Source organism: Sphingobium sp. RSMS (assembly GCF_005406185.4).
GTDB lineage: Bacteria > Pseudomonadota > Alphaproteobacteria > Sphingomonadales > Sphingomonadaceae > Sphingobium > Sphingobium fuliginis.
In genome coordinates this window covers 1,967,886-1,993,576 of the sequence record NZ_CM191257.1, presented here as the reverse complement: position 1 = coordinate 1,993,576, position 25,691 = coordinate 1,967,886, and the positions used below count along the sequence as shown (strand labels likewise).

33 protein-coding genes and 1 pseudogene are annotated in these 25,691 nt (G+C 65.4%); 13 read left to right on the top strand and 21 right to left on the bottom strand.

Going from position 1 to position 25,691, the window contains the following annotated elements; all coding sequences use genetic code 11:
- Positions 1 to 75 precede the first annotated feature (75 nt).
- The 6 genes from EGM87_RS09500 to EGM87_RS09475 all read right to left on the bottom strand — a co-directional run bounded on the left by EGM87_RS09500 (position 76) and on the right by EGM87_RS09475 (position 5,506).
- On the bottom strand, positions 76 to 639 hold the full coding sequence (locus EGM87_RS09500) for a Crp/Fnr family transcriptional regulator (RefSeq protein ID WP_082718732.1): 564 nt from the start codon (positions 637 to 639) through the stop codon (positions 76 to 78).
- A 354-nt stretch (positions 640 to 993) separates the two neighbouring features.
- On the bottom strand, positions 994 to 1,500 hold the full coding sequence (locus tag EGM87_RS09495) for a Csu type fimbrial protein (RefSeq protein WP_044662699.1): 507 nt from the start codon (positions 1,498 to 1,500) through the stop codon (positions 994 to 996).
- Positions 1,497 to 3,824, bottom strand: a complete 2,328-nt coding sequence (locus EGM87_RS09490; protein WP_229742411.1) for a fimbria/pilus outer membrane usher protein — start codon at positions 3,822 to 3,824, stop codon at positions 1,497 to 1,499. Before EGM87_RS09490 ends, EGM87_RS09495 begins: the two co-directional genes overlap by 4 nt.
- The gene (locus tag EGM87_RS09485) at positions 3,805 to 4,542 is read right to left on the bottom strand and encodes a fimbrial biogenesis chaperone (protein ID WP_044662698.1); all 738 of its coding nucleotides are present in this window, start codon (positions 4,540 to 4,542) and stop codon (positions 3,805 to 3,807) included. Before EGM87_RS09485 ends, EGM87_RS09490 begins: the two co-directional genes overlap by 20 nt.
- Positions 4,543 to 4,553: 11 nt before the next feature.
- Positions 4,554 to 5,054, bottom strand: coding sequence for a Csu type fimbrial protein (locus tag EGM87_RS09480; protein WP_082166166.1), 501 nt, complete (start codon positions 5,052 to 5,054; stop codon positions 4,554 to 4,556).
- Positions 5,055 to 5,212: 158 nt separating this feature from the next.
- Positions 5,213 to 5,506, bottom strand: a complete 294-nt coding sequence (locus EGM87_RS09475; RefSeq protein WP_128830691.1) for a hypothetical protein — start codon at positions 5,504 to 5,506, stop codon at positions 5,213 to 5,215.
- A gap of 480 nt (positions 5,507 to 5,986) precedes the next feature.
- Between EGM87_RS09475 and EGM87_RS09470 the strand changes: the two genes are divergently transcribed.
- On the top strand, positions 5,987 to 6,673 hold the full coding sequence (locus EGM87_RS09470) for a spermidine synthase family protein (RefSeq protein WP_371873077.1): 687 nt from the start codon (positions 5,987 to 5,989) through the stop codon (positions 6,671 to 6,673).
- A 101-nt stretch (positions 6,674 to 6,774) separates the two neighbouring features.
- Here EGM87_RS09470 and EGM87_RS09465 read toward each other — a convergent pair whose 3' ends face one another.
- From EGM87_RS09465 to EGM87_RS09455, 3 genes are read right to left on the bottom strand one after another with little or no spacing between them, the layout of a single operon-like run.
- Positions 6,775 to 6,945, bottom strand: coding sequence for a hypothetical protein (locus EGM87_RS09465; protein ID WP_162195972.1), 171 nt, complete (start codon positions 6,943 to 6,945; stop codon positions 6,775 to 6,777).
- A 2-nt stretch (positions 6,946 to 6,947) separates the two neighbouring features.
- On the bottom strand, positions 6,948 to 7,190 hold the full coding sequence (locus tag EGM87_RS09460; protein ID WP_025547548.1) for a hypothetical protein: 243 nt from the start codon (positions 7,188 to 7,190) through the stop codon (positions 6,948 to 6,950).
- Complete coding sequence (locus EGM87_RS09455) at positions 7,187 to 7,402, bottom strand: hypothetical protein (protein ID WP_044662696.1); 216 nt, start codon at positions 7,400 to 7,402, stop codon at positions 7,187 to 7,189. The genes EGM87_RS09460 and EGM87_RS09455 overlap by 4 nt, the downstream gene beginning before the upstream one ends.
- A 401-nt stretch (positions 7,403 to 7,803) precedes the next feature.
- Here EGM87_RS09455 and EGM87_RS09450 point away from each other — a divergent pair, with 401 nt between their 5' ends.
- Positions 7,804 to 8,499 (top strand): CDP-alcohol phosphatidyltransferase family protein, encoded by a 696-nt coding sequence (locus EGM87_RS09450; RefSeq protein WP_044662695.1) that lies wholly within the window; start codon positions 7,804 to 7,806, stop codon positions 8,497 to 8,499.
- A gap of 51 nt (positions 8,500 to 8,550) precedes the next feature.
- Entirely contained in the window at positions 8,551 to 8,733 is a 183-nt protein-coding gene (locus tag EGM87_RS09445; RefSeq protein ID WP_025547543.1) for a hypothetical protein, read from the top strand.
- Positions 8,734 to 8,757: 24 nt separating this feature from the next.
- On the opposite strand, the gene EGM87_RS09440 is transcribed toward EGM87_RS09445, so the two are convergent.
- Together EGM87_RS09440 and EGM87_RS09435 are read right to left on the bottom strand one after the other, a co-directional pair.
- Positions 8,758 to 9,126 (bottom strand): response regulator, encoded by a 369-nt coding sequence (locus EGM87_RS09440; RefSeq protein WP_044662694.1) that lies wholly within the window; start codon positions 9,124 to 9,126, stop codon positions 8,758 to 8,760.
- A complete protein-coding gene (locus EGM87_RS09435; protein WP_052628243.1) occupies positions 9,123 to 10,898 on the bottom strand; it encodes a sensor histidine kinase in 1,776 nt (591 codons plus the stop codon). Before EGM87_RS09435 ends, EGM87_RS09440 begins: the two co-directional genes overlap by 4 nt.
- Positions 10,899 to 11,017: 119 nt before the next feature.
- Here EGM87_RS09435 and EGM87_RS09430 point away from each other — a divergent pair, with 119 nt between their 5' ends.
- Positions 11,018 to 12,025, top strand: coding sequence for a chemotaxis protein CheB (locus EGM87_RS09430; protein WP_044663202.1), 1,008 nt, complete (start codon positions 11,018 to 11,020; stop codon positions 12,023 to 12,025).
- 43 nt (positions 12,026 to 12,068) lie between these two features.
- Here EGM87_RS09430 and EGM87_RS09425 read toward each other — a convergent pair.
- From EGM87_RS09425 to EGM87_RS09415, 3 genes and pseudogenes are all read right to left on the bottom strand, one after another.
- A pseudogene (locus EGM87_RS09425) lies at positions 12,069 to 12,596 on the bottom strand (chemotaxis protein CheB); the annotation flags it as partial.
- A gap of 11 nt (positions 12,597 to 12,607) precedes the next feature.
- Positions 12,608 to 14,848 carry a CheR family methyltransferase gene (locus tag EGM87_RS09420; RefSeq protein ID WP_137710342.1) on the bottom strand — a complete coding sequence of 747 codons (2,241 nt, stop codon included), beginning with the start codon at positions 14,846 to 14,848 and terminating at the stop codon, positions 12,608 to 12,610.
- 114 nt (positions 14,849 to 14,962) lie between these two features.
- Positions 14,963 to 15,469 (bottom strand): hypothetical protein, encoded by a 507-nt coding sequence (locus EGM87_RS09415; protein ID WP_044662693.1) that lies wholly within the window; start codon positions 15,467 to 15,469, stop codon positions 14,963 to 14,965.
- 388 nt (positions 15,470 to 15,857) lie between these two features.
- Here EGM87_RS09415 and EGM87_RS09410 point away from each other — a divergent pair, with 388 nt between their 5' ends.
- From EGM87_RS09410 to EGM87_RS09395, 4 genes are read left to right on the top strand one after another with little or no spacing between them, the layout of a single operon-like run.
- Positions 15,858 to 16,148 carry a hypothetical protein gene (locus tag EGM87_RS09410; RefSeq protein ID WP_044662692.1) on the top strand — a complete coding sequence of 97 codons (291 nt, stop codon included), beginning with the start codon at positions 15,858 to 15,860 and terminating at the stop codon, positions 16,146 to 16,148.
- Between the two features lie 12 nt (positions 16,149 to 16,160).
- Positions 16,161 to 17,132, top strand: a complete 972-nt coding sequence (locus EGM87_RS09405) for a manganese catalase family protein (protein ID WP_044662691.1) — start codon at positions 16,161 to 16,163, stop codon at positions 17,130 to 17,132.
- 1 nt (position 17,133) lies between these two features.
- Positions 17,134 to 17,646, top strand: a complete 513-nt coding sequence (locus tag EGM87_RS09400) for a ferritin-like domain-containing protein (RefSeq protein ID WP_044662690.1) — start codon at positions 17,134 to 17,136, stop codon at positions 17,644 to 17,646.
- Positions 17,643 to 18,410 carry a ZIP family metal transporter gene (locus EGM87_RS09395; protein WP_044662689.1) on the top strand — a complete coding sequence of 256 codons (768 nt, stop codon included), beginning with the start codon at positions 17,643 to 17,645 and terminating at the stop codon, positions 18,408 to 18,410. Before EGM87_RS09400 ends, EGM87_RS09395 begins: the two co-directional genes overlap by 4 nt.
- A 6-nt stretch (positions 18,411 to 18,416) precedes the next feature.
- Here EGM87_RS09395 and EGM87_RS09390 read toward each other — a convergent pair whose 3' ends face one another.
- Positions 18,417 to 18,599 (bottom strand): hypothetical protein, encoded by a 183-nt coding sequence (locus tag EGM87_RS09390; RefSeq protein WP_044662688.1) that lies wholly within the window; start codon positions 18,597 to 18,599, stop codon positions 18,417 to 18,419.
- Between the two features lie 18 nt (positions 18,600 to 18,617).
- On the opposite strand from EGM87_RS09390, the gene EGM87_RS09385 reads away from it, so the two are divergent.
- Together EGM87_RS09385 and EGM87_RS09380 are read left to right on the top strand one after the other, a co-directional pair.
- Entirely contained in the window at positions 18,618 to 18,803 is a 186-nt protein-coding gene (locus EGM87_RS09385) for a hypothetical protein (RefSeq protein ID WP_044662687.1), read from the top strand.
- A 197-nt stretch (positions 18,804 to 19,000) separates the two neighbouring features.
- A complete protein-coding gene (locus tag EGM87_RS09380; RefSeq protein WP_083198893.1) occupies positions 19,001 to 20,245 on the top strand; it encodes an NADH-quinone oxidoreductase subunit D in 1,245 nt (414 codons plus the stop codon).
- A 161-nt stretch (positions 20,246 to 20,406) separates the two neighbouring features.
- Here EGM87_RS09380 and EGM87_RS09375 read toward each other — a convergent pair whose 3' ends face one another.
- Both EGM87_RS09375 and EGM87_RS09370 read right to left on the bottom strand, forming a co-directional pair.
- Entirely contained in the window at positions 20,407 to 20,628 is a 222-nt protein-coding gene (locus EGM87_RS09375) for a hypothetical protein (protein WP_044662686.1), read from the bottom strand.
- Between the two features lie 16 nt (positions 20,629 to 20,644).
- Positions 20,645 to 20,833 (bottom strand): hypothetical protein, encoded by a 189-nt coding sequence (locus tag EGM87_RS09370; protein ID WP_025550129.1) that lies wholly within the window; start codon positions 20,831 to 20,833, stop codon positions 20,645 to 20,647.
- Between the two features lie 228 nt (positions 20,834 to 21,061).
- Between EGM87_RS09370 and EGM87_RS09365 the strand changes: the two genes are divergently transcribed.
- Positions 21,062 to 21,286: a hypothetical protein gene (locus EGM87_RS09365; protein ID WP_025550128.1), complete on the top strand. Its 225-nt coding sequence runs from the start codon at positions 21,062 to 21,064 to the stop codon at positions 21,284 to 21,286.
- Positions 21,283 to 21,924, top strand: a complete 642-nt coding sequence (locus tag EGM87_RS09360) for a DUF4142 domain-containing protein (RefSeq protein WP_137710343.1) — start codon at positions 21,283 to 21,285, stop codon at positions 21,922 to 21,924. The genes EGM87_RS09365 and EGM87_RS09360 overlap by 4 nt, the downstream gene beginning before the upstream one ends.
- Positions 21,925 to 22,079: 155 nt before the next feature.
- Here the strand turns inward: EGM87_RS09360 and EGM87_RS09355 are convergent, their stop codons facing one another.
- On the bottom strand, positions 22,080 to 22,259 hold the full coding sequence (locus EGM87_RS09355; protein ID WP_044662684.1) for a hypothetical protein: 180 nt from the start codon (positions 22,257 to 22,259) through the stop codon (positions 22,080 to 22,082).
- Positions 22,260 to 22,395: 136 nt separating this feature from the next.
- Positions 22,396 to 23,304: a dimethylarginine dimethylaminohydrolase family protein gene (locus EGM87_RS09350; RefSeq protein ID WP_044662683.1), complete on the bottom strand. Its 909-nt coding sequence runs from the start codon at positions 23,302 to 23,304 to the stop codon at positions 22,396 to 22,398.
- A 208-nt stretch (positions 23,305 to 23,512) separates the two neighbouring features.
- Here EGM87_RS09350 and EGM87_RS09345 point away from each other — a divergent pair, with 208 nt between their 5' ends.
- Positions 23,513 to 23,923, top strand: coding sequence for a low affinity iron permease family protein (locus EGM87_RS09345; RefSeq protein ID WP_025550123.1), 411 nt, complete (start codon positions 23,513 to 23,515; stop codon positions 23,921 to 23,923).
- A gap of 6 nt (positions 23,924 to 23,929) precedes the next feature.
- Here EGM87_RS09345 and EGM87_RS09340 read toward each other — a convergent pair whose 3' ends face one another.
- Together EGM87_RS09340 and EGM87_RS09335 are read right to left on the bottom strand one after the other, a co-directional pair.
- Complete coding sequence (locus EGM87_RS09340; RefSeq protein WP_044662682.1) at positions 23,930 to 24,967, bottom strand: PAS domain S-box protein; 1,038 nt, start codon at positions 24,965 to 24,967, stop codon at positions 23,930 to 23,932.
- Positions 24,968 to 25,094: 127 nt separating this feature from the next.
- Positions 25,095 to 25,490, bottom strand: a complete 396-nt coding sequence (locus tag EGM87_RS09335; RefSeq protein WP_044662681.1) for a DUF6766 family protein — start codon at positions 25,488 to 25,490, stop codon at positions 25,095 to 25,097.
- Between the last annotated feature and the right edge of the window lie 201 nt (positions 25,491 to 25,691).

Below are 25,691 nucleotides of genomic sequence, written 5' to 3'. Positions count from 1 at the left end.
GATCCGGCTTCCGCGACCGGGAGGAGAATCGGCGCTTGCAGGCCCGATCTCCGCATGGCGTGGTCCGGGCAGGCTTCAGGCTATCAATTCGGCGAGCAGGCGCGGCGCCAGTATCTCCAGCGCCTCGTCTGTCCGGCTGACGATGCCCCGCCGCAGCAGATGCGCAATGGCCCGGGATGTCGTCTCCCGCGTGGTATGCACCGACAGCGCCAGCGCGGACAGCACGGGCGGCGGCTCGATGCGGTTGGAGGCGCCCGCAAGGCGCAGCAGTTCGGCATAGACCCGGCCATTCGCCGTCAAAGTGGTCCTGGCGGCCATGCGGTCCAGCATCACGTCCAACTGCCGCGCGAACAGCAGGCTGAGGCCATGGGCGATATCCGCGCTGTGCCGCGCCAGGTCCACCAATGCCGAGGTTTCGATGCAGAGGAGATGGAGCGAACCCTGCGCGACGATGTCGCTGCGCAGCGCCGCCGGTTCGGGATAGCTGCCGAAGATTTCGCCCGGCCCGTGGGAAGCGAGCAAGGTCAACTGGCCATCGGCCGAGTTGATCTGGGCCTGGGCGGCGCCCTCCACGACCACCCAGCAATGATCGGCCAGGTCGCCCTGATGCGCGACGACGGCCTTGTGCGGAAAAACCATGTCGCGAACGGCGGACGCCAGAGCCTCGGCACCTGCCTGCCCACATGAAAACACGCTTCTGATAACGGCCAGCCGTTCCGTCTCAAGCAAGCTCTTCCCCCAAAAACCATGTGGGCCAGCGCGGTCGAACCTACCGGCTGATGGCTCTCAAAAAAAGGCCCAGCAGCGCGAAGGCTGCCGGGCCCTGAGTTGGAAATCAGGCAAGCCTGAGTTCCTCGGGTCGCGGGCGGAACAATAAGCGCCTCTTCCTATCTTGCGCGTGACGTGCATCACGCTTCGTCGATCTCCGACAAAGGCGTTGGGCGGGAGAAGGCGCCTACATGCTCAGCTTGACGCCGGCCCGTATACGCTGCCCTAATAGGTGACGGTCACCGTCAGCGTGTCGAGATAGCCGGCGCCGGCCGCCACATTCTGTCCCGCCGGGATGCGGCCGTAGACGGTGACGCTGTCGTTGAATACCAGCAATGCCAGGACGGTGCGCGTGACGTTGACCGATCCGCCGGTGCCGTTGCCCCATATCTGCGTGCGTGCGGCGTTGGTGTAGAGGTTGTAGTTGAGGGCAGCGGCGCCCCTTCGCAGCGTGCGTGGCGCGAAGCTGCCGGAACTGCCGGCGCTGATGTCGATCGTGTAGGAGCCGGCCAGCGCCACCAGAAGATCGCAATGGACGTTGATCGTACCCGTCGCGTCGGTCGCGGTGGGCGAGAGCGGATTATAGTTGCCGAAGCTGATGCCGGTGGCCGTGACCGTGCAGGAGCAGCCGGCCAGACCGTTGCAGGCGGCCTGGGCAGGGCTTGGCTGCATCAGGAACAGGATGGCCGTCAGCAGCGGCAGGGCCGTCAGGGCCTGAGCGCGCCGCCTCATGGCGCCGGCTCCCGCTGGAACGCGCAGGCGACGGGGCCGATGCGGGGCAGCGTATCGCGCGGCGCGATGCCTGTCACGGTCGCCTTGCAGACGCCGCCGCCCGTGTCGATCTCCAGCACCATCCCTTCGCGGAGATTGCGCACGAAAATTTCTCCGCCGAAGCCGACGAACAGCGTCTCGCCGCCGTCGGTGCGTACGTTCGCGCCGGCTGCGACCGGCTTGCCGTCGGCGGTGGCGACGACCACCGTGCCCGGCCGGTCCTGCTCGACCGGGAAGCGGGCATGGGCCGCTCCCCTGATCCGCGGAACGACGATCATCGTGTCGTCGGGCAGCCGCACGTCCAGCGGCAGGTCGGACGGCGCCAGCGAAATCCGGTTCGCCTCATAGGGTCGCAGGTCCGGAACAATGGCGATGCCCCGCCGGTCGGTGCGCGCGACGGGGCGGTTTTCCTGATAGATGCGCACATTGCCCTGCCCCGGCACCTCGACCACGCCAAAGCCATTTTCGATCCGCCGGGAGGCATGGATGCCGCCGGCCGCGAACATGACCCCGCCGCTCGCGAGCAGCCTCACGCCCGTCTTGCCCCGGAAGCGGGCCGCCTCCAGGCTCAGCTCGCCCGTGGAGCCGCGCCAGTTCATTTCCGCCTGCTGCCGGTCGTTTTCGCCCTCGCTGCCCGCCAGGCGATAGCCCCAGCCGCCCGAAAGCGGCGCCGTCCGCCGTATTTCCGCCAGGCGGTTGCGATTGTCGCCCTGCGCATAGACGCTGGTCCGCGTGCCCAGCGGAATGGTGAGGCCAAGGCCGACGACCGCCTCCGGTTCCCGACCCGCCATGTCGCTGCGGAGGGCGAACAGGCTCATATAGGCGCGGCTGCCGATCCCGACGCTGTAATTGGCCGATCCGATCCTCGCCCGGTTGCCGTCGCCATATTCAAGGTCGGTCCAGGTCACGACCATGCTGCCCAGATCGCCAAGCGACGCCCCGGCCGACGCCTGGAACTGCCGCGCGATGCGGTCCGCCGGGCGGTCTATGCCGATCTGGTCGAAGCCATCCGACGCGCGCTGATAGCTGAGCGCGATGTTCCAGCGCGGCGTGATGCGCGCGAAGGAGGCGCGATAGAGGCCGCCGCTCCCCTCCCTCCCGCGCGATCCCGCCAAAGCGAGGCTGAATTCCCCGAGCAGCGGCCAGACGAACGACAGGCCGCCGCCCAGCATTTGCACGTCGCCGCTCGCCTCCGCCCGGGCATCCACGGTCAGCCAGTCCGTCAGGCCGCGCCTGTAGCTGCCCGCGGCGAAGGCGGTGCCGTAGCTGAAGCTGGCAATGCCATAGTCGCGCCGTTCCGCCCCGGCTTCGAACGACCAGGCGGACAGCCCGGCGCTGAGCAGCCGGGGGCTGACATAATAGGGCGTGCGCACGCGCCGTTCGACGCCCGTGGCGTCGCGCACGACCAGCGTCACCTCGCCCGCGCCCGTCACCAGAGGCACCTGATCGATGGAGAAGGGCCCCTGATCGACGTCCGACTGGAAGCGCACGGCATTGTTCACGAGCAGTTCGACATTGGAGGGCACGGCGGTGCGGCCGAGAAAGGCGGGGGTGGGAAAGGTGATGAGGGTGGGACTGAGTCCGAATTCCGTGCCGTAGCGAACGCCGCCATAGCGTATCTGGCGGCCCCAGTCGGGGCTGGTCGTGACGGTATCGCCCAGGATCAGTCGGCGGAGATCCTGGGGATCGTCGCGGATGAAATAGCTGTCGAGCCGCACGACGCCGTTGCCGATGCCGCTGCTCTGCCCGACCGTCATGCTGTTGGCGAACAGGCCCCAATCGTCCGACAGGCCGGCTTCCAGGAAGGCGGAGGAGGCCAGTTCGTCCTGATGGGAGACCGACAGGTCGTAATTGAGGAAGGCGGCGAAGGTGCCGGCTGTGGGCAGCAGCCTGCCGGCCGATCCGGAAAGCCGCTGCACCGCGAACCGTTCGGCGGGTACGGTCAGGTCAAGCTGCTGGCTGGCCGCATCGAAGGAGGGCGTGATGAAGGAGGGGAGGGGGACCAGCGCCTCTCCGTCGATCGTCACGGGCGGGGCATCGGCGCGGATCTTCCAGCGTTCGAGGTCCGCGGCCTTCAGGAACCAGGCGTCGCCGCGCCGCCCGGCCAGTATCTCGCCCTCCTGCGCCTGGCCGTTGACCAGAAGCCGGACCAGCATCAGCGAGGGCCCGTCGCCGTCTTCCCCGGCGGCCGGCGGCGATCCATGGCCGGGGGGAGCCTGGGCGGCGGCGGGGCGGGACAGGAGGCAGAGCGCGACCATGGCCCCTTCAAGGGCGCGCGACTTCACGGGGCCGCTCCTCTGCAACGATCTCCGCGGCGACATCCGCCTGATCGGTCATCGCGTCGAGTTTCAGGGTCTGGCCGGAAGCGATGGATGCGGCAGTGTCGAGGACGACCTGCTGCGAGGAGCCGGGGAGCAGATAGACCGACATGTCCTGCCGGGCCACTTGCGGACCGCCCTTGCGCGACAGGATCAGGCGGTTGATCTGCACATGGGCGTTGCCTTCGTTGCGGATGGCGAAGGTCATCTGGCGCGGTCCGCTGGGCCAGGCGCGCCAGACCAGCCTGCCCGACCCGCGAGCCGGGGGCACGAAGATCGGAATGCTGATCCGCAGGAGCGTCTGGACGGTTCCGGCGGGAACCGCGCGGGTGCCGGGCACCTCCTCCAGGATCACGCGATAGCTCTTCTCCGCAGCGCCTGTTCCCGTCCTCAGGCCGAAGCGGGCGATCTGCACGGCGCCGGGCCGCATCTCGAACAGGGCGGGATTGGCGAGCACGTCGCGGGTCTCCTCCAGCACGTCTTCGCCCTTTTCCTGCCGCCAGCCATAGACGCGGAGCTGGACGCGGGCGCTTTCCTTGCTGCTGTTCTCTATCGTCATCGTCTGCACCGGTTCCGCCGGCGTCAGCACGACGCGCACCGGGAAGACCTTGAGCCCCGCCGCCTGCACGGGCGGCGCAAAGAGCATCGCCGCCGCTGCCGCAACGCTTGCATATCCCCTGTTCATCTTTTCGCGCTTCAGTAGTTGACGGTTACGGTGACCGTATCGGCATAGCCGCCCGCCGGCACATTCTGGCTTGGCGGGATGCGGCCATAGACGGTGAGCGTGCTGGGCAGCACCGGTGCGGTGGTGGCCGGCGGCGTGTCGGTGCCCGGCGTGTTGCCCCAATTATTCGTGCGCGTCGTCTCCCGGAAGAGGCCATAGTTGAGGAGGTTGGCGCCGTTGACCATCTTCCGGCTGGTGACGGTGGCGCCGCTCGACGTGCCCGCGTTCAGGCCGACGGTGAAGGACGTGCCGACCGTGCACAGCACCGAAAGCGTGGTCGTGGCATCGAGCGGCGTGGCCGATGTGGGATCGTAGTTTCCGAAGCTGAGGGGGTTCGCCGTCACGGCGCAGGCGGTGAGGACGGTCGCCGTCACCGGGAATGTCGTCGTCGTCTGCGCCGCCTGCGCGGCGTCCGGCAAAGCCATTCCGAATATCAGCAGCCCGGCCAGATGGCCTTTGCCATACCGCTTCATGCGCATCTCCTGTAACGCATCCTGCGCCCTGTTCTGGCTATAGGCGCACTCCATGAGCATCGCGGGACCGGCTGCAGCATGTCTGTCCCAATGCCGGTCGTCGCGAGGGAGGAAACGGCGGAAGGCGCGAAGTTGTTCCGATTATTCCGAGGCTTAGGTTAAAATGATACCTCGATATAGCGGGTGGCGGCAGGGGATGCGCCTTGCCCCGCGTGCGCCGGTTCCGCGCCATGGCCGGGAGCGGGCGAAGTCGTGGCTTTTCCGGCCATATATATCCGGGGGCGCTGGCCGGATATGCAATCCACCCGCAGGCCCTCCACGGTGCATGGGGCCACGACCACGGCGCCCACGGCCATGCGCTGCTTCGCTTCGGCGGCATGGACGCTTCCGGTTGAGCCAAGTGCAAGCATGGCCAGAGCCGTGGCGGATTTCATCGGGCTATGGGTGGGCATGTCGTTCCTTCCTCCCTATAGACGACCGCGCAGGTCGTCCATTTAGCCTGTATCCACATTCAGCCCTGATGGCCTGCAAATGGCGCCTGTTGCGCATCCGGCGCTGCCCATGCCTTGAATATGCGCCATTCAGGGGATGCACGTCACTCATTGGAGGATCACGAAAAACCGGCATTTTCGGCTCGTCCTCTTCTGAATGTCGATGCGGGCCGCCAGCGATCTTCGGGGCTGCATGCGCAGCGGCCTTGCAAAGGGAAGGCAGGCGGGGCATTGCACGGCGTCACCGCGCAATGGACGCCATGCTGGTTTACGTCGCGATTGATCTTGAAATGCGACAGGAACGGCATGGATCGCAACGACGCCTCGCCAAAGCGGCCCCACCGCCAGCGGCCGCCCGGCCATGAGCCGCAAGGCAGGCCGGCCGGGATCATCGGACAGGGGCAATCCCCCGCCGCCCGCCGAGGCCGCCCGCCGATAGAAATGGTGGATGTCGCGGACATTCCCGGCGGCGGCCAGTTGCACCTGCTCAAATGCGGCAAGGAATATTCCATCCAGTTCGGTCGCGACGAGTTGATGGGCAGTCAGGACCATGTTTCGGAAATGGCGCTGGCCACGCTGACGAGCGAGCGTCTCGACAGGAAGGACGGTCATGTCCTGGTGGGGGGACTGGGCATGGGCTTCACGCTGGACGCCGTGCTGGGTTCCTGGACCTGCGACGCGCTGGTGACGGTCGCGGAACTGGTGCCGCAGATACTGGTGTGGGCCAAGGGGCCGCTGGCGCATCTGTTCAGGGACAATCTCGCGGACCCGCGCGTCAGCGTTCGGGTGGTCGACGTCTATGACATCATCATGGAGGGGCCGGATCGGTTCGACGCCATCCTGCTGGATGTCGACAACGGTCCGGACGGTTTCATCACGTCGCGCAACGACCGGCTCTATTCGCATGCCGGACTCTCCGCCGCCTATGACGCCTTGCGGCCGGGCGGGCTGTTGTCCGTCTGGTCCTCCTATTCCGACGATTGCTTTGCGGGGCGGCTGGAGGAAGCGGGTTTCGACGTCGATGAGATCGTCCTGCCGGCCTATATCGGCAGCACGGAACGCTGGCACAATATCTGGTTTGCCGCCAAGCCGGGCCCGGCCATCCGGAAGGCAGCCGCTTCGCGCTGACAGCGGCTCAGTCGTCCCATTTCCCGCCGGATTTCTTCTTCTGTCGTTCGCCCAGCATATAATATTGGCGCATGCAGGGACAAATATTCGGCTATATTCCGCTATCGATGGCGTGATGTCGCCTCTTCCTCTTCCCGGCGCAGAACAGAGATGATCTTGGCATAGGCCCTTGCCTGCTCTTCATGCCTCGTCCGCTCCACCGGGCAGATGGCCAGATCGGCATGATTCAATTCGGCCTTTCTGCGACGGTCGAGATAATCGAACTGGCTCATGACTATTTCCATCGTGCCGGCGGCGTCCATTGTCTGGCCATGTGCGACGCTGATCGCGTGACGCTGCCCTCGATCAGCCTGTCCTTCATCAGGACGCGGAAGGCGTCCGCGTCCCGCGGATCGAGCAGGACGACCCGCGCCCCGCCCGAAACCAGTTCCTCCAGCGCGGATATGCGGAAGGCGTGCTTCGTGCACATCGTCTTGATGCTGTCCGGCGTGGCGCGGACGTTGACGACCCTGCTCATGCCGCGCCGCCCTCCACATTGAAGGGAAAGGGGTTGAAGGGCGCCGAACCGTCCGCCCGCCTGGAACGATAGGGATGGGGGTGATGGCGGATCCGCGCCGCATATCCCTGCGCGAGCCGTTCGTGGACGCGGCCGGCCTCCGGACTGTGCGCCGTCCGGGCGCGCAGCAGTTCTTCCTGTTCGCGCTTGAGCAGATAGTTCAGGTCTTCCATGACGAGGCTCCTCGGCTGGCAAGCGGGAGCACGATGGTCTCTCTGTCACGGCGAATGCTTGCGGCAAATTTCGCGCAATAAAGGAACTGTAGCACAAGGGGCCGCTCCCGTCTCGCGCGAAAGTCGTGCAAGTTCCAAAAACTTCTGTTCGGGTCATGCAGAGGATGCTACCAGCAGTCATCGGATTTCCGCTTCGCACGATCCGACAGAGAGACTTGCGTGCTCCCGCGCAGAGGGAGCATGTCGTGCAGGAAGATTGTCTTTCCTTTCAGGTCGCGCCGGTCGTATCGGTCGTCGTGCCGATCCTTCCGGGACGGTGCGTCTTCGGACGGAGCGGCTGATGCCGCGAATATGACGGCGCTGCGGCGCTCCCGTTGTTCCAGACTGTTATCCAAGGCCCCATGACGATCCAGCCCCCATCTCCCCCATCGCTCTCCCGAATCCAGCAGAACTGGCTTGCCGCGAACGAGCGGCGGTTGCTTGGCTGGCTGTGCGGCCGGATGCCCGCCTGGGTCACGCCGGACCGGTTGACGGCGACCGGAATGGTCGGCGCGCTGATGATATTCGCCGGCTATGCCGCCAGCAACGTCGCGTCGGCCTGGCTGCTGTTGGCGATTGCGGGCTATGCGGTGCAGTGGTTCGGTGACTCCATGGACGGCAGCCTGGCGCGGTATCGGCGGATCGAGCGACCGTCCTACGGTTATTTCATCGATCATAGCTGCGATGGGCTGGCGACGCTGCTCATCCTTGCCGGGATCGGCCTCAGCCCGTTCGTGACGATGGATGTCGCGCTGATCGCGCTGGCGGGTTATCTGCTGCTGTCGATCCATGCCTTTCTGTCCGCGCGGGTATTGGGGGAATTGAAGCTTTCCTATCTTTCCGCCGGGCCGACCGAACTCAGGCTGCTGCTGATCGGACTGACGGTCATGATGATGGTGCTGGGGTCCGGTCCAGGCCTGTTCGGGCGCTGGTCGGGCTTCGACCTCTTCGTCGGGACGGCCGGTTCGATCCTGATCCTTCTTTTCATCGGCCAGACCCTGGTCACGGGCAGAAGGCTCGCTCTGGCGGAAACGGCGCATCGCCATGCTTCCAAATGAGGCGGCGGCGCCCCGGATCGGTGCGGGGGCGCTCATCATCGGGAGACAGTCATGACCGTGCGCCTCGCCCATTTCGCCATAGAGGCCGACGGCGAAAGCTATCGGTTGCGCCTGACGCTGGAGGACGGTTCGATCCTGGTGGTCGGGGCGTCCTTCGATCAGCTCGACCGATTGGGCGAGGAGATAGACCGGCGTCTTGACGCCGACCAGGACCTGTTGCCGCCCGACCTCTGAAGCAGCCGATCATCGGGATCTGCCCTAGGGCAGAAGCGACTTCAGCGCGCTGCGCAAGCGGTCGGGCCTGAACGGCTTCACCAGGCGCGGCACGTCCGCGAAGCGGGCGGGGATGGTCCATCCGTCATAGCCCGTGGCGAAGGCGAAGGGGATGCGCTGCTCCACCAGCGCGTCGGCGACGGGAAACGCCATGTCGCCGCACAGATTGACGTCGAGCACGGCCAGGTCGATCCGCGTTCCGGACCCGATCAGGGACAGCGCGTCCGCGACGCGCGGCACCGGCCCCAGGATCACGGCATTGTCCTGTTCCAGGGCCTCGGCAATATCGGCGGCGATGAGATATTCATCCTCTGCGATCAATATGCGGCAATCCTGCAGCGCAGCTTCGGTCATCTTCCACCGCCTTCACTATCCTCAGAGGGGACGCGCACGTCGATCGTGCAATGAACGCCGTCAGTCTCCACGGCGTAGCTGGTTTGCGCATTGAGCTGATAGGGCAAGGCGCGTTCGATCAGTTCCCGGCCATAGCCGCCGCCCTTCGGTTCCGCACCGGGGGCGGGCAGTTCGGACACGCCGCGCTCGCGCCAGTCGACGAACAGCCGGCATTCGCCCGGCGCGGGCCTGCGGATGTCCCAGCGGACCTCCAGCCGGCCGGCGGGTTGCGACAGCGCGCCATATTTCACCGCGTTGGTCGCCAGTTCGTGCAGGGCGAGCGCGAGCGTCTGAACCGTCGCCGATTTCAGCGATATGCCGGCCGGCCCGGTAAGCGTCACATGCTCTCCCCTGCCGTCTGCATCCAGCGGGACATGGGCGGACAGTTCCTCGCGCAGCAGCGCGTCGAACGTGACCCGCAGCCCGCCCTTGCGACGGGATAGCAGTCCCTGGACGCGGGCCAGCGCATCGAATCGGTCCCCGATGCACTGGGCGAAATGATCGAGCGAATGGCTGCCCTTCAGCGTGCGCGCCGTGACCGACTGGACCACCGCCATCAGGTTGCGCGTGCGGTGCTGAAGTTCCCCCACCAGCACTTCCTGATGCGCCTGCAACTGGACGATGTCGTCGACATCGGTCGACGTTCCCAGCCATTCGAGCAAGCTGCTCTCGCTGGAGCGCACGGGTACGCCGCGGGTACGGAAATGGCGGTAGCGCCGGTCCTGCGCGTTGAATATCCGTCCTTCGATCTCCAGGCTGCCGGTCTGTTGCGCCCGGGTCCATGCCGCCATGGCATGATCCCGGTCGTCGGGATGGAGCATCTCCAGCCAGCCGAGCGACCGGCTGGCCTTCTCGCTCTGGCCGGTGAAGGCGCTCCATTGCGGGCTGGACCAGGTCCACTGGCCGCTGTCCACGGCGCGCCAGACGAGTTGGGGCATGCCCTCGATCAGCGTGCGGAACCGCAATTCGCTGCGTTGCAGCGCCTCCATGGCGGTGCGTTGCTCATGCATGTCGGTGGCGGCGGCGAACCAGGCGAGGATCGTGCCGTTCGCGTCGCGCATCGGTTCGGCGCGGATCAGGAACCAGCGATAATCGCCCTGCGCGTCGCGAATGCGGTGCTGTTCCTGATAGACGGTGCCCGCCGCCATCGCCTGCGCCCAGGCCGCGAGGGAGGAGGCGCGGTCCAGCGGATGCAGCGCATTGGTCCAGCCTTCTTCCTTCAGTTCCTCCTTATCCCAGCCGGTATAGTCGCACCAGCGCTGGTTGAACCAGTTGGCATGGCCGGTGGCGTCGCTGCGCCAGAGGAGGTCGGGCACAAGGTCCGCGATCGTGCGCAGGGAGTTTTCGGTCGCGCGCAACGTGTCGTTGATCTCCTGGATCTGGCGGGTGCGTTCCTCGACGCGGCCGTCCAGTTCGTGATTGGCCTGTTGCAGGCTGCTGTTGGCGACTTCCAGTTCCTCCGTCAGGACCTGCAATTCCTCGAAGGCGACGCGCAGCTCCTCTTCGGCCTGCCCCTGTTCGACGGACGGCAGGGCAGGGGGCGCCGGCGGCGGCGCCGAGCGGGCGGCCTGAAGGTCCTGCGACAATTGGGTCACGCGGCGGCTCAGCCGGTCGCGATCCTCCATCAGGCGCGCATTCTCCTCCAGCGCGGATTCGAGGGACGTGCGCAACTGTTCGACCTCGTCGAGCAGCCTGGCGCTGATCTGCCCCGGAGCTTCAGCCTTCTTGCCCATGATTTTCCCTGTTGCGTCACCCTGATAACGCGCCCGCGGGGGAATTGGCTCTAAAATAAGTTGGTTCCGTCTGAACCTTTTTGTCGGCGCGCTTCGTTGCCCCCATGGAGAAGCACAGCATGCCCAGCAGGGACATTATCGTGATCGGGGCATCGGCCGGGGGAGTGGATGCCCTGCGCCGGCTCTGCGTCGCGCTGCCCGCCGATCTTCGCGCCTCGCTGTTCGTCGCCCAGCATCTTTCGCCTTCGGCGCGCAGCGTGCTGCCGCAATTGCTCGACAGGGCCGGGCCCTTGCCTGCGCTGTCCCCGGTGGACGGACAGGCGATCGAGCCGGGGCACATCTATGTGTGCGCGCCCGACATGCATCTGCTGCTGCGTCCCGGCAGGATATTGATGCGGCGCGGTCCCTATGAGAACCGCACGCGGCCGGCGGTGAACGCCCTGTTCCGATCGGCGGCGATCCATTATGGCGGGCGCGTGACCGGCATCGTGCTGACCGGCCTGCTGGACGACGGGACCGATGGGCTGATCGCGGTCAAGGCGGCCGGCGGGCTTTCGGTCGTGCAGGACCCCGCCGACGCGGAATGGCCGTCCATGCCGCGCAACGCGCTGAAGCGCGATCATGTCGACCATGCGCTCGCCCTGGATCATATACCCGACCTGCTCGCGCGGCTGGTGCGGGAGGAAGCGGGGCCGACCATACCCCTGCCCGAGGAATATCTGATCGAGGACCGGATTGCCGCACAGGAGTTTGCCGTGGCTGAACCGCAGATCGTCACGCCGGGTGAGCCCAGCCACCTGTCCTGCCCCGATTGCGGGGGCGTGCTGAACCATATCGAGACTGAGGATGAAGTCCGCTTCCGCTGCCAGGTCGGCCATGCCTTCACGCCGCTGGGACTGGCGGCGGCGCAGAATGACGAGCTGGAGCGGGCGCTGGCGATTGCGGTGCGGACGCATCGGGACCGCATCCGGCTGTTCGAACAGATGCAGCACAGCGCGGAGAAACGCGGCCTGGCGCATGCGGTCCAGCGCTGGACGGAAGCTTCGCGGGAAAGCGGGCATATGATCGAGGTGCTGGAAGAGGCGATGACGAGCCTGCGCAAGGCGTCGAACGAAGCGGAGGGTTGAGGCTGCCCGGCGGCCGGCCGTAATGGAGCAGCAGCGCGCTCATCTCTGCAAGGGGGCAGACATGGTCCACCGGCGCGCAGGCGATGGCCCGTTGCGGCATGGAAGGAGCGACCGCCTCCGCCGGGTCCTGCACGATCGCGATGCCGCCGCCCTGCTTGATCGCCAGCAGGCCCGCCGAACCGTCCTGCAGCTTCCCGGTCAGCACGATGCCGACGACGCGCGGGCCATAGGCGGCGGCGGAGGATCGGAACAGCGGGTCGATGGCGGGCCTGCTGAAATTCTCCTTGTCGCCATGGGCCAGCCTGACGCGGCCGCCCTCCACCGTCATGTGCAGGTCGGGCGGGGCGACATAGATATGTCCGGCCAGTATCTCCTCGCCATCGGCGGGCTGGCCGGCGGGCAGCTTGCCAGCGCGGTTCAATATGTCCGCGAGCCGGCTGACGCCGGTGCCGACATGCAGTACGATGAGCATGGCCGCGTCCATCCCGGCGGGAAGCTGCGCCACCAGCCGGACGAGCGCATCGACGCCGCCAGTGGAGGCGCCGACGACGATGATGTCATGGCCGGCCATGTGCCGCCTTTCTATTCGAGCGCGGCGGACAGTTCGCGCTCGCTCCTGTCATATACCATGGCGACGAGGATGGGCGGCGTTTCTTCGGAAAAATATTGCAGGCGCAGGTCGACGGGCAGACTGCCGCCTTCCCCGAACCGCATCGCCGTCTGGAGCGGCAGCTCCGGCAGTTCGCCGCCCAGCAGCGGGGCGAGGATGGCGTGCAGGTCGTCGGCGGATATGTCCGGCAGCAGGTCGGGCAGGGCCATGCGCGAAAGCTGGTGGGCGTTGAAGCCCAGCTTCTTCTGCGCGCTGTCGTTCACCAGCAGGAAGCGAAGATTATCGGGGTCCAGAAAGTAGATCTGATTGGCCGCGCCGCCCAGCACGCGGCCAAGATAACGGGTGTAATCCTCGCTGTTGCGTTCGTCGGTAATGTCCTGGAAGACGAGCACCAGCCCGTGATTCGCGCCGGTTTCGTCCAGCAGGCCGGTAATGCGTATCCGGCAGATGATGCGGCGTCCGCGTCGGTCCAGCCCCTCGAGCTGGCGCTCGGTCTGCTCCTCCGACCCCGACTGGACCGCGATCATGTTGTCGCGCAACTGTTGGACGGGCAGGCCGATGTCCAGCCTGTCGAAACTGGTGCCGAGCACCTCCTCCGCGCGCAGGCCCCAGCTGTTTTCGCTCCAGCGGTTCCAGCTCTGGATGAAATGGCGCGGGTCGAGCACGACGATGCCCGCATTCATCGAGCGCAGCACCGATTCGAGATGGAGGCGGTACCCGGCCGCCTGTTCGGCCTGTATGCGCAGTTCCTCGTTGACCGATTCCATCTCCTCATTGGAGGAGCGGGCTTCCTCGTTCAGCGTTTCCAGTTCCTCATTGGTGGACTGGAGTTCCTCATTGGTGGTCTCCAGCTCCTCATTGGTGGACTGAAGCTCCTCATTGGTGGTTTCCAGTTCTTCATTGGCGGACTGGAGTTCCTCGATCGACTGTTCGAGATTTTCCTGCGCCGCCTCCAGTTCCCGCCGCAAGCCGTGAATGCCGGTATGGTCGTGGAAAGCGAGCAGGATGGCATGCACGCTGCCGTCCGCGCGCTGGAGCGGGCGGACGTCGATGGTGAGCCGCATCACCTCCGTCTGGTTGAGCCGATATTCCTGGTCCTCCAGCCGCAGGCCCCTGCGGCCGCGGAACGCCTCGTCAATCGGGCCGCGCAATTCTATGGGACGGTAGGAAATGGGCAGGTCCTGGAACGGCCGGCCAAGATCGGCCTCGCCCACGCCCAGCAGGTTGCGGGCCGGAAGATTGGCGAGCGCCACCGCGCCGCTGTCGTCGATCACCAGCAGGGCGGTGCCGACCTCGTCGATCACGGCCTCCAGCAGGTGGACGTCGGGCAGGGGCATGTCGAGCCGGGTCGGGCGGTTGGCGGTGAAGCTGCCGTTCAGAGGGCGGCGCCATTCCTGGGGCACCTTGGCGAAAATGCGGTGCTTCATGTCGACGGGCCGGAACAGCGAGGATCGCGCAAGCTGCGTTTCCGCCTTGCCCAGGAACAGGAAACCATCGGGGTTCAGCGCATAATGCAGGCGCGGCAGCACGATCGACTGGGTTTCGGCCTCCAGATAGATCAGCAGGTTGCGGCAGGTGAGCAGGTCGATGCGCGAGATGGGCGCGTCATGCACGACATTGTGGCGGCCGAAGATCACGCATTTGCGCAATTCCCGCTCGAACACATAATGATTGCTGGTCCGCTCGAAATATTTTTCGAGCAGATGGCCGGGCACGCTCTCGACCTCCCGGGGCGAATAGGTGGCGACCCGCGCCACCTTCAGCGCTTCCTCGTCCAGATCTGTCGCATATATCTTCACGCGCCGGCAGAAGTCGCCCATGCCCATCGCCTCGGCCAGCAGCATGGCGATGGAATAGGGTTCCTCGCCGCTGGCGCAGCCCACGCTCCAGACCCGGATCGCGCGGTCGTCCTCCGCATTTTTGAAGATTTCCGGGATCACCTCGTCGCGGATCACGTTCCACGCATCCTCGTCGCGGAAGAAGGAGGTGACGTTGATCAGGACGGTGTTCAGCAGTTCCTCATATTCGCTGGGCTGCGCCTCCAGGCAGGTACGGTAGGCGGCGAAATCCTCCGCGCCGACCGCCTCCATCCGCAGGGAGATGCGCCGCCGCAGGCTGGTGCGCTTGTAGCCGCGGAAGTCCAGTCCCCGACTCTCCTGAATGTGACGCAGCAGGGCTTCGAACTCGGGATCGGGGGCAGCTCTTTCGACCATTGAACTCTTTCGGCTCCGCAACAGGATTGCCCTTGCTATGCCCGAATGGCGCCGCCGTCCATGCCGCTTGCCTGCGAAGCCGAAATATCAACGGGTTGCCGGGCCGCAACAGGGTCAATCGTCCGTTTCAGCGACGCCGTTGCGATTGTCGTCCTCCCCCACCTTGCGGCCGCCCAGATGGCCGGTGCCGTGATAGCCGATCTCCGTCTGCCCGCCATGGCCCATGCGGCTGCCGAAGTCGTTCTTCGACTTCCTGCGCCCGTGCGGATAGGGGGCGCCGGCGCTTTCCCCGCCGGGACTCGTCGCGGACATGTCGAGATCGCTGACCCCGTCCGGATGGGAGCGCCTGCCGCCTTCCTGCCGCGGCTGCATGCGCCTGTCTTCGCCGTCGCCGTCGCCGTCGTCGTGGGTGGACGCCATGTCCGCGCCGCCCGCCTCGACGAAGGCGGTGCCGGATATGTCCTCCACCTCCGCCTTCACGCCCCCGATCCGGCGCCGCCTTGGACCTTTTCCAGCCGGTTCGTCGGCGGCGCGTTCGCCGCGCCAGCCCTGTTCGGGCGGCGCCGCGTCGTCCCTGATGGGCGATCCTTGCCCTTGCAGAAATGCATTGCGGTCGTTCATCGCGCGTCTTCCTGAAAATATCCGCTTTCAAAAGCAACGCATCGGGTGGAGGGGCGATCCGCGCAGGACGATAAACTGGATCAGCTTCGGACGGTCTTTTCCATGGCGCGGCGTTCGCCACCGGAAGCGCAGCCGGAACCCGGTTGCCGGTCCTTCATCGGAAATCCTGCCGGGTGGGGGCGGAAGTTTCCAGGCTTCTGCTTCCGCTACTTTCATGATACGGGCCGCCATGATTGTCGATCCGGAATGGTTCCGGATCGCAGTCGAAGTTTTACGGCGGAAATATCGTAGATCGGTTCGCTGTAAACTGCATTAGCGTTCCATCGCGGATCGCGGAACGCTTGCTCCCGGTGAGGCTTAACTGTCCTTGTTCGATGTGGGAGCAATCATGAGCAGGGTAAATAGAAGCGCCAGGGCAACGGCAAGATTGCTCGTCGGTGCGGCCATAGAGGCGGCGGGGATCGCGGCCCTGTGCATCCTGCTCCATGTCTGGCTGACCGGCGCGCCGCTTCGGCGGGAGGCGGTCATGGCGGCGGTGCTGGGCGCCGGGGCCATGGTTCTGATCGCCGGGGGTGTGCTGGCCTGCGTCCGCCATATCCTGCACGGCGAATTCAAACCCGGCGGGGCCAGCGCCCGCACCCATCATCCCGACATATTTTCATCCGGCAGCGGAGTCTGAGGAGACCATTCCATGTTCATGCATAATAAGCGGCTTCAATATACGGTCAGGGTTTCGGAAACCAATCCGGCGCTCGCTTCGCTTCTTCTGGAACAATTTGGCGGACCGGACGGAGAACTGGCGGCGGCAATGCGCTATTTCACCCAGGGTCTTGCCGAGGACGATCCCGGCCGGAAGGACATGCTGCTGGACATTGCGACCGAGGAACTCAGTCACCTGGAAGTGATCGGATCGATCGTCGCCATGCTGAACAAGGGCGCGAAGTCGGCCTTGACCGAAGCGTCGATGGAGGAGGCGGAACTCTACATGTCGCTGAATGCGGGCGGCAACAGCCATACCCAGTCGATCCTCTATGGCGGCGGGCCTTCGCTCACCAACAGTTCGGGCGTTCCGTGGACGGCCGCCTATGTCGACAGCCGCGGCGACCCGACCTGCGACCTGCGGTCCAACATCGCGGCGGAAAGCAGGGCCAAGATCATCTACGAACGGCTGATCAACATCACCGACGATCCGGGCGTCAAGGATGCGCTGGGTTTCCTGATGACGCGGGAGGTTTCGCACCAGAAGAGCTTCGAGAAGGCGCTCTATTCGATCAAGGACAATTTCCCCGCCGGCAAGCTGCCCGGCCTTGCTCCCTATGCCAACCTCTATGTCAACGCCTCCCAGGGGGAGGGCGATGCGGTCGGCCCCTGGAATACGGGCGAGCAATGGGAACGGCTGGACGATGTCGAGGGCAAGCTGCCGGTCGATGGCGGCGACGGCCAGGCCTCGGTCACGCTCCGCGAGCAGGAGATGCAGGATTTCGCGGCCATGACCGGCCGGCTGCAGTCCGATCCCAACGCCAATCCGGTGACCGGCGCGGACCTGGGCGGCGGGCCGGGTGCGGGCAAGTTGAGCGACGAGGATCTGGGCGGGGCGAGCGACATGGCCGACGCCCGGTCGCAGGCCGCCGCCAAGAGCCCCCTCCAGTCCGACGGGGAGTGAGATGGACCAGGACACCGTCCGGCACATGTTCATCGTCGGCCTGCGCGACGCCCATGCCGTCGAGCATCAGGCGCTGGGCATCATGGACCGGCAGATCGAGCATCTCGCCCAATATACCGAGGTCGAGGCGCGGCTTCGCAGCCACAGGGGCGAAACCGAACGCCAGATAGAAGGGCTGGAGGGCATATTGGACGCGCTGGGCGACAGTCCGTCGGCCATCAAGGACGCGGCGCTGAAGTTCCGGGGCAGCGTTGCTGCGCTGTCCCACGCGCTGGCGCCGGACGAGGTCATCAAGAACAGCCTCGCCAACTATGCGTTCGAGAATTATGAGGCGGCGGCCTACAAGGCCCTGATCGCCATGGCCAGGGCGGGCGGGTTCGAGGCGGCCATTCCCGTGCTGGAGGAAAGCCTGCGCGAAGAACTGGCGATGGCCACGTTCCTGGACGAGATGCTGCCCAGGGTGATCGACAGGTTCCTCGCGCTGCGCAGCCAAGGAGAGCAGGCCAGCCATTGAGCATCGACCTGTCGCCGGTTCTGGCCGGCACGATTGCAAGCCTGCTGGCAGGCGCGGCGACCGGCTTGGGCGGATTGCCCATGTTGGGCATCGGCCGGTCGGCGGCGCGCTGTCAGGGCGTGATGCTGGGATTTGCGGCGGGCGTGATGCTCGCCGCTTCCTTCTTCTCTCTGATCGTGCCCGCCATCGGCATATTGGACCGGCAGGGCATCGGCTCCTGGCCGGCGGCGGCCATGATTGCCGTGGCGGTTCTGGTCGGCGGGGCGCTGCTGCTTGCCCTCGGGCGCTTTTCCGTCGAGCGTTTCACCAGTGAGGAGGGGCTGGACCGGACGGGCCATCGCATCTGGCTGCTGGTCGCGGCGATCACGCTGCATAACGCGCCGGAGGGGCTGGCGGTCGGCGTCAGCTTCGCGCGGGATGCGGGGGGAGAGGGCTATGCCACGGCCCTGGGCATCGGAATCCAGAACATACCCGAAGGTTTCGCCGTGGGCAGCGCGTTGGCGTTGCGCTATCCGCCGCTCCTGGCCTTTGCCGGGGCGCTGGCATCGGGACTGGTGGAACCGGTATTCGGTGCGCTGGGCGCGACGCTGGTGCATCGCTTCGCCATGCTGTTGCCGATCGCCCTGTGCCTTGCGGCGGGGGCGATGATCAGCGTCGTGATGAGCCAGATCGCCCCTGAACTTGGCGAGGACGGGCATGCCGCCCAGGGAAGCCTGCTGATCGGCCTTGCGGTGATGACCTGCCTCGACGTCGCACTCGGTTGAGGGCGTTCAGCGGCCCGGCGACCGCAGCGTGAGCGCTGCGGGATAGAGAAGCGCCATGCCGCAAATGGCCAGCAGGACGATGAGCATCAGCATGGCCATGAACGCGCCGACCCGGCGACGACGCAGCGCGACGAGGATGCCGGTCAATCCCGCCAGCGCGACCGCCGCGACGATGGCTATGATGATCATGCCGCCTGCCTGCCCGACTTGATCATGCCGGGAATCGGGTGTTTCGCGACCAGCCTGCGCCGTCGTTCATCCTTGTTGATCATGCTGCGCCTTGCCATGCTGTTTTGTCGCAAATCTTCCGATGAAGAAGCGCGGATGAAAGAAGATGTCATCAACACAGATGAATCCGGAGGCGATTTCTTCCCCATTCATGGGTTGCGCTAACATAGGAAAGGATGTGTTTCCGCGTTCCGGCAAAGGCGATTCCGCGCTAAGATGGATCAGCGTCCATTCCGATGCGGTCGGGGCGGTTCCGCTCTACTCTTCTCCTCATCGTCCGGCTCGCCCGTGATCATCCGCAGGCCGCCCCCTCTTACCGATGCGCCGCTCCTGCCATTGAACGGGGCGGATGGAAGGACATGATGGCCCGCGAACCGACCAGCGCCACCCGGAATTTCGCTCATCCCATAGCAGGAGAGGAGCCGACGCCCGGCGACACCGCCATCCACAACTACACGATCAATTTCGGACCGCAGCATCCGTCGGCCCATGGCGTGCTTCGACTGGTGCTGGAACTGGATGGGGAAGTGGTGGAGCGGGTCGACCCGCATCTCGGCCTGCTGCATCGCGGCACGGAAAAGCTGATAGAATATAAGACCTATTTGCAGGCGCTCCCCTATTTCGATCGCCTCGACTATGTATCTCCCCTTTGTCAGGAGCATAGCTTCGTTCTGGCGATAGAGAAGCTGCTCAATCTGGAAGTTCCCATGCGCGGCCAATATCTGCGGGTATTGTTCGCGGAAATGACGCGGATCAAGAATCATTTGCTCTCCGTGGGCGCACATATCATGGACGTCGGGGCGATGACTCCCAATCTCTGGCTGCTTGAGCTTCGGGAACAGCTCATGGGCTTTTACGAGCGGGCATCGGGCGCGCGGATGCATGCGGCCTGGTTCCGGCCGGGCGGGGTGCGCGTGGACGTGCCGGAAAAGCTGCTCGACGACATAGGGGCATGGCTGGACCATTATTCCACCATGTTCGAGGATGCCGTCGGCCTTGCCATCGACAACCCGATCTTCAAGGCGCGCAATGTCGACATCAGCGCGGTTTCAAAGGAGGATGCGCTGCGCTGGGGCTTTTCAGGGCCGATGCTGCGCGCCTGCGGCGTACCGTGGGACTTGCGCCGGAGCCAGCCCTATGACGTCTATGACCGGATGGATTTCGACATACCGGTGGGCAGCCGGGGCGATTGCTACGACCGGCTGCTGGTGCGCGTGGAGGAGGTGCGGCAATCCGCCCGCATCATGCGCCAGTGCCTGAACGCCATGCCCGGCGGACGCGTGTCGAGCGACAACAACAAGGTGGTGCCGCCGCGACGGGCCGAGATGAAGCGGTCGATGGAAGCGCTCATCCATCATTTCAAACTCTACAGCGAGGGTTTCCACGTTCCGGCGGGGGAAGTCTATGTCGCGACCGAAAGCCCCAAGGGGGAATTCGGCGTCTATCTGGTCGCCGACGGCACGGACGCCCCCTATCGCTGCAAGATCAGGCCGACCGGATTCAGCCATCTTCAGGCGATGGATTTCCTGACGCGCGGCCATATGCTGGCCGATGTGACGGCGATATTGGGATCGCTGGACATCGTGTTCGGAGAGATCGACCGCTAGCGCCAAATCGACATTCAGCCCTGACGGCCTGCAAATGACGCTTTTCCGTGCTTCCGGTGCTCACCTACCTTGAGTAGGCTGCGCTCCGGGTCACCGAAAACCACCATTTTCGGCTCGTCATCATCTGAATGTCGATTGGCTCTAGGCGGGAACCGGCCGGTTCAGCCGCGCGGTTCGCCCTCTTCCGACAGGGCGGCGATGACGCGGGCGGCCTTGGCCACGCCCTCCGCCCTGCACTGTTCGCGCGCTTCCGACGCGATGCTCTGCGCGTCCTGGGTGGTGATCAGGCCCTTCTCCACCAACCTGCCGACCAGCGCGGCCACCCATTGGACGCCGGCGGTGGCGATGTCTCCGTCGGTCAGGGCTTCATCCTCGATCGTCATGGTGTCTCTCTCCTCTTCAGCTCATGTGCGTCGTCGTCAGAACCGACGGATAGACCAAGATGACGGAGGCGGCCGCCAATATGAGGATCGCCGCCGCGAGCGCGCCGCCCCGGCTCAACCGGCCCCTGTGCAGACCGTAGAGCACGACGCCCAGAAGCGCGGCCGCCACGAGGACGATGATCGCCGTCAAACCTGTCACCGACATGGGCCGTCTCCAATCGCGATGTGTCGCGCTCCATCGTCAGGATGGCGGCGCACGGGATGGGGGAAAGCCTTTATACGCGGCCCATCGGCAGGGGGTTCCCGGGCTGGCGGACGGCCGCGCCGCAAAAGGGGAAAAGCGCGCCCGCGCTAACATAGGGTTATCGCACGGACGCTGCCCTTCGGCCTGCCGGGCGTTGTCGCCGCAGCAGCCCCGCAGAAGGAGAACCTCATGCTTTGTCCCAGCATGCCCCGTCCCATATCGACCGCCCTGATCCTGATGGCGTCCTCCGCCCTGCTTTGCGCCTGCAGCCCCGCCGCGCAGAATGAGAATGGCAGGGTGCCCGGCGGAACGAACCAGCAGGAGGCGATCAATGCCGCTGGCGACATGGGTGGCGCGAACGCCATGCCGGGCATCGGCGCTCCGGGCGCGGCCGGCAACGGAACGCAGCCATGACCGGCGGCCGTTCGTTCCGGCCGGGACTGCCCGCCTGCCTCGCCGTGCTGGCCCTTTCCGCCTGCAACCAGACCGATGGCCCGTCCGAACGGGGACCGGCCAATGGCAGCGCCACGGTGGCCAAGCATTATGAAGGGCCGAAGCCCGAGGGCGTCTCCCGCCCTGACGAGGCGGTGACCACCACCTTCTACATTCCGCAGGCCGCGATCGGCGACATGTATGAGATAGAGGCGGGCAAGATCGCCATGGTGCGTGCCCGCGCGCCCGAGGTGAAGGCCTTTGCGCGGAAGATGGTCTCCGACCACCAGAAGAGCGGCGAGCGGCTCAGGCGCTTCGTTGCGGACAATCCGGTCAACATCGCCATCCCGCAGAATATCGATGCGCGCCGCCGGGCGATGCTGGGCGCCCTCAACGGTTCGGGCGACCGGGAATTCGACAGCGTCTATGTCGGCCAACAGGCGGCGGCGCATCTGGAGGCCTTCAACCTGCAGAGCAGCTATGCCCGGCGGGGCGATTATCCCGTGCTGAAGAAGATGGCCGGGGAGATGGTCCCGGTGATCGCGGCGCATCGCAGGGAGGCGGAGGCGCTGGACGCCAGCTTCGGTCCGACCGCCAGGCCGGTTCCGGCCGGGCAATGACCTGCGGAAATGCCAGGATGGCACGGCCGGAATGCCGAGGGCCATCGCCTGTTTCTACCGGCGCGAACTGGATGCCGACCGGCGCCGCTGTACCCCCGGCGCCGGAAACGCAAAAGCATCATTGGCAGGCCGCCAGACCTGAATGTCGATTGGCTCTAGCGGTCGCCCTTTCCGCTGGCCGCTTTCCCGTCTTCCTTCTTCTTGCCGGAACTGGCGCTGCCGCTGCCGCGCGCGTTATTGCCGCCGCCGCGGCCCGTGCCGGTGCTTCCATGAGCGCCATCGCCGCCCTTCTTCGTGACCGCGCCCGGATTTCCGCCTGCACCTTTTTGCGCCATTCCTGCCTCCTGATATGATCGAAGGATCAACGGAGCGGCGCTTGCGGCGTTCCGGACGCCGGCCCCTTTCATGCGCTGGCGCTAACCCAGATGAACGACTTCGGGAAAGGACCGTCTGGGGTCTTTTCGCGCCCGCCTAGCCGGCCGTCCGCCGGAGGGGCATGGTCATGCAATGGATGCCGCCTCCACAGGCGGCGAATTGCGACACGTCCAGCGCGACGCCTTGAAATCCCGCCGCGCTGATCCGGGCGGCGACGTCGTCATGCCCAGCGCCCATCAGGATCGTCCGGCCGTCGATGGAGAGGATATTGCAGCCCAGGCCACGCGCCTCCTTGTAGGAAACGGGCAGCAGCGTGATGCCGCGCGCCTCGACGGCTGCGAGGAAGGCGTCGTCGAGAACGTCGACGCAGGCCAGTGCATGATGGGCGTCGAGCATGCAGAATTGCGTGTCGAGATGGAGGAAATGCGGATCGAAAGCGTAGCGGAGAATGTCCCAGCCATTGGCGGCAAAGGGCTCCGCAAAGGCATGGGCGCCCGCCTCGTCCGTCCGCTCGCCGGATATGCCCAGGATCAGCAGCCCGCGCCGCGCCAGGCAGATGTCGCCGCCCTCTATCCTGCCTTCGCAGATGCGACGGACGGGACGGGCGCCGAGGCGGGACAAGGCCTGCGCCACATGGTCCGCTTCCCGCGCGCGGTGCGGCATGGCGGGATTCAACGCGACAAGGCCCCAGGGCGTCGCCACGCCCGTATCGCGGGTGAAGCAGAGGTCCGGCAGATCGGCATGCGTCGGCAGAAGATGGCACCGCACCTGATGATCGGCCAATGCCCCGCGCAGGGCGCGATGTTGCCGTTCGGCCTTGTCGACCGAAACCGCCAGTCCCTTGCGCAGGCTTTCGCGCGTGACCGAACAGCAGGGAACCGGCTCCAGATGGGAAGGCGCGCAAAGCAGCACGTCGGTCAGCCTGTCGCTTTCCCCTTCCACGAAAAAATCGCGGATGATGGTGGCGCCCGCTCCGCCGTCTTCGCCGTGCCAGTCCAGTTTCATGCCTGCGCTCCGTGCCGCCTTGCTTCCTTCGCGTTCAACGCATCCGCCTTGCGACTGTATCCCGGCAATCTTCCCGCGACGGTCGAAGCATTGCGCCGCTCCTGCCCCGAAAACCGACGGCCCGCCGGCACTATCATAAGTTAATGTCCGCGGTTCGGTTCGCACCTATCCTTTCCGATGGGGGCCATATTGTCGCAGGCGCAAAATAATGGATCGAATTTTCACCAACATCGCCACCAGCAGTGCACGCCTCATGGGACAACCCCAGGCCTTCATCATATCCACCTTGCTGATCCTCCTCTGGGCTGTGTCGGGGCCCTTTCTCCATTTCTCCGATACCTGGCAGTTGATCGTGAACACCGCCACGACGGTGCTGACCTTCCTCGCCGTCTTCCTGATCCAGAACAGCCAGAACCGCGACGGCGCGGCCATGCAGGCGAAACTGGACGAGATCATCCGGGCCCTGGACAGGGCGCGCGTGGAATTTGTCGGCATCGAACATCTGACGGATGCGCAGATCGCGGCCATCCGCGACGCGTTGGAACGCGACATCAAGGACAAATCGGGCCGCGAAGGGTCGGCCGCCCCCACGGTCGAACGCTTGCTCAAGCGGTATTGAGCGCCGCTATTGGCTGAGACGGCTCAGCCTGAACCGGATCTCTATCGTCAGGCCGGCATCCTTCCACAACCGGACGAGGGTGCCGCCCGTTCCCCTGAGCGACGCCTGCTCCAGCGCCGTTCCGAAGCCTTCGCGATCCGGCGCCCGGTCCAGGGTGGGGCCGCCGCATTCCACCCACTGGATGAGCGCATCGTCATCCTGGATGCTGACGGTGACGTCCAGCCGGCCGTCCGGCGTCGAGAGCGCGCCATATTTGGCGGCATTGGTCGCCAGTTCGTGCAGCAGCAGCGCGACCGACGTCAACGCGCCGCCTCTGATGGCCAGGTCCGTGCCCTTCACGAATATGCGCTTGCGCTCATCCGCCAGTTCATGGGGCGCGACGATGGCCTCCAGCAGCGAGAACAGGGTCGTGGCGGTTCCCGCCGTCCCCTCATTGTCCACATCGGGCAAGGTAAGCTGGTGCGCGGCGGCGAGCGCCATCAGCCGCGCCGTCAGATCGCGCGTCAGTTCCCCGACATCCTTCGCTCCGCGCGCACTCAGCGCCACCAGCCCGGTGGCCAGCGCGAAGAGGTTCTTGACGCGGTGGCGCATCTCCTTGAGCAGCAGGGTCTGTTGCGCGGCTGCGCGCTTCTGCGCGGTGATGTCGCGCGCGATCTTGGATGCCCCCAATATCTGCCCAGCCGCATTGCGGACGGGGGAAACCGTCAGCGATATTGCGATGAGCGTCCCGTCCTTGCGCCGGCGAACCGTCTCGAAATGATCGATCCGCTCTCCCGCCCTCAGGCGCGCGAGGATATGATCCTCCTCATGCAGGCGGTCTTCGGGAATGACGATCGTCACCGGCCTGCCGATTGCTTCCTCGGCGGAATAGCCGAACAGGCGGCTGGCGCCCCCGTTCCATGTCGTGATGATGCCGTCCAGCGTCTTGCTCAGAATGGCGTCGTCGGAATTTTCAACGATGGCGGCCAGCCAGGCGCCGGCATCGATCTCTGATTTTCCGTCCGAACCGCCTGCCGCCCTGGCTGTAGCTGGTATATCCGACAATCCTGCTTCCTTGCGTGCCCCCATTCGGGGGCGATGGCGTTGACTGGCCGCTTATAGTGGCGCGAGGCCTCCATGCACTAAAGCAGGTTAAGCTCTCCGCCTGGAGGGCCTGTGATGCGGCTGGCCTTCAGCCTGTGAAATGGCCGTGCGGCTTTGCGTGGCCATGGGTTCGGAGGTAGCGATCGTCCAGTTCCGCGATCAGCGCATCCGCCTTCTCCCCGCCTTGCAGTTTCAGCAGCGCGTCGATCTTGGCCTCCATGCGGTCGTCATTCTCCTTCGACGCGGGGGAGCCGACATAGAGGAAATAGGCAAGGCCGACGACCTGCCAGATCAGTTGCAGAAATTCCGATTGCCAGTTCTCGAAAGTGTCGCGGCCCATTTCCACGGCATATTGCGTGAATTCGGCGGCCTGCCCATGTTGTCGCGCGTCGTCCACATAGGCGAGCCATCCGAACGCCCAGTGACCGACGATGGAAACCAGGAAGAATATCGCCGTGATCCATCCATAGGCATATCGTTTCATGAAGGCCGCTTCCCTGCATCATCTTCCACGTGGAAGATGAAACGCCCGGCAAGGGATTGGGATCACTAACATAAGTTGGCCCTTGCGCCTTTTGTCTCATGCGGTCGGGCCGGAAGGAATCGGGGGGGGGGGCGGGAGAGATGCTAACCCAGGTCATCGTCATGCGCGTTTCGGGGCGGCTTTCCGGAACAGCCCGCCACG